Annotated in this window: 2 protein-coding genes; one reads left to right on the top strand and one right to left on the bottom strand. The window is 45.7% G+C overall.

Annotated elements, in window-relative coordinates; all coding sequences use genetic code 11:
- Positions 1-239 precede the first annotated feature (239 nt).
- On the top strand, positions 240-2,087 hold the full coding sequence (locus KDK16_RS10965) for an F-box/WD40 repeat-containing protein (protein ID WP_257276134.1): 1,848 nt from the start codon (positions 240-242) through the stop codon (positions 2,085-2,087).
- Positions 2,088-2,097: 10 nt separating this feature from the next.
- Here the strand turns inward: KDK16_RS10965 and KDK16_RS10960 are convergent, their stop codons facing one another.
- Positions 2,098-2,274, bottom strand: coding sequence for a hypothetical protein (locus KDK16_RS10960; protein ID WP_257276133.1), 177 nt, complete (start codon positions 2,272-2,274; stop codon positions 2,098-2,100).
- Positions 2,275-2,430: the final 156 nt, after the last annotated feature.

The raw sequence follows: 2,430 nt of genomic DNA, 5'->3' as shown, positions 1-2,430 counted from the left end.
TTATCCTCAATTTCTTGCAATCCTCGCTACGGACGCTCAAGTCCGACAGGCTCCTAGTGTCTGATGGTTGTCAGACAGGCCTGTTTATTATCATTTTCCCAGATCAACCCCCTGTTTTCCTGTTAGTTACGCTTACATCAATGTCGTGAACTTTTAAGCAAAAACCGAGTCTATCTTCCAGAATCAACTTTGAATATCCCTGCTATCCAAAGTTAAAAATAACTATTGAGAAACAAACTATGAACTCCATAAAAAACCTTTCCTGCTTTGGTGGTTCACTCCCATCAACACCGGAACAAGCTCGATCAGAAAGAACCAGTGGTACCGCTATGGGCAGGAACGTCATTGTACGTGACAAGAAAGAGCTTTCATTATTGCTCGACTTACCAATGGATATACAATCCAAAATTTATTCCTATTTGCAGGCCCATGATATTACCCGTTTAGCACGGGCAAATTCATACCTTAACAATATACTCATAAATGATACTTCAATAGCAAGGACGTGGTATCGCCGGTTTTCTTCATCACACCAGGCTACGTTGGAGACAATCGTCACTACAAAAGATAAAGATCAACTCGAGGGTTGGTTGAGGCGTTTTACAAAGGATGAGGCATTAATCAAGTCAATCATCGATCGCCAAGAGAGTATTTATTTTCCTGCGCTGTTCTTTTCCTCTATCGCTAAACTGATGTCTGAATGTAAAACATTTAAATTAGACACAAAGACCACCCTCCACGGTAGTGATGCTATCTTCAGCCGCGATGGTCGCCATATTTTGATCCTTAGAAACAATAAAACGTTGCAAATCTGTTCCCGGGAGGACGGTGGATCATGGACAGCAAAAGCCACTATCTCCCATGATAGCCGCGTCAATATGGCCAGTTTCAGCATCAATAGCCGCCATATGGTGACCGCAAGTGACGATAAAACCGCAAAAATTTTTGCTCTGAAAGACGATGGATCATGGGAAGAAGAAGCCACTATTTCCCATGATGAGCGTGTCTCCTCAGCTACCTTCAGCGACGATAGCCGCTATGTGGTGACCGCCAGTGAAGATGGCAAGGCGAAAATCTATGGCAAGCAAGACGATGAGTCATGGGTAGAAAAAACCATTATTTCCCATGATAGCCCTGTCAAGTCTGCCACCCTCAGCGCCGATGGTCGCTATTTATTGACTGTCTGTATGGGAGGCAGCATGGCGAGAATCTGTGGCATGCAGGACGATGGATCATGGGTGAAAAAAGTCACGATTTCCCATGATAGTCCTGTCAAGTCAGCCACCTTCAGCACCGATGGCCGCCATGTGGTGACCACCAGCTTCGTTCGGGCGAAAATCCATGGCCTGGAGGCCGATGGATCATGGGAAGAAAAAGCCATCATTACCCACGAGGGTTCAGTCTTATCAGCGACATTCAGCGCCGATAACCGCCATTTAGTGACCGCCAGTAACGATGGCAAGGCGATAATCTGCGGCAAGAAGGACGACGGATCATGGGAAGAAACAACCACTATTTCCCATGGTGATCGGGTCTACTCAGCCACCTTTAGCCCCGATAGCCGCTGTGTGATCACCCGCAGTGAAGATAAAAAATCGAAAATCTATGGCCATAAGAACGATGGATCGTGGGAAAAAAAAACGACCATTTCCTATTATTTGGAGAGCATTAAATCCGTCACCTTTAGTGCCGATAGCCGCCATGTGATCATCCACAGTGGAGATAATAAGTTGAAAATCTATGGCCAGATGGACAATGGATCCTGGAAAAAAAAAGCGACCATTTCCCATGTTTCTGGTTTCAAATCAGCAGCCTTTAGCCTCGATGGCCGTCATATAGTCACAACCAGAAACGATAAAACGGCGAAAATTTATGGCCAGTTAAGCGATGGATCATGGAAAGAAAAAGCCACCATTTCCCATCGCAGTAGAATCAGGTCAGCCACCTTCAGAGCCGGTGGCCATGTGTTGACCATCCACGACGATAACAGTGGAATCAGGTCAGCCATCTTCAGTGCCGATGGCCATGTGTTGACCATCCACGACAATAATACGGTGAAAATCACTGAACTAAGGATGGATGACTGATTATTTGCTGTCACTCGTTAGCCCGGCCCCACATTAACCCGGCAAACCGTTTGCCCTCTCCGGGCAAGTCACCTAAAGCGCCGTTACCTGATTGGGCAAAAATATCCTGAGCCAGTTGCCTTTCTGCCGGATTGTCGCTTGTGCTCAAAAGCTGTAAAGCCTGATTCACATTAACTCTATCGAGCATGTCCTCTTTCTGAATCTTACGATCATATAATTCTTTCTGCATCCGCTACTAAAAATCTAACATAATCTGTAATTATGTAGACTTATTTACGCCGTCACCGCGGATGCACGACGAATCGTGTCTAACTCCACTCTTGCGTAGGGTTTAACGTCGAGC

The sequence above is a fragment of the Endozoicomonas sp. SESOKO4 genome, from assembly GCF_024606275.1.
The sequence above is the reverse complement of the archived record's forward strand: the minus strand, read 5'-3'. Positions and strand labels throughout refer to the sequence as shown.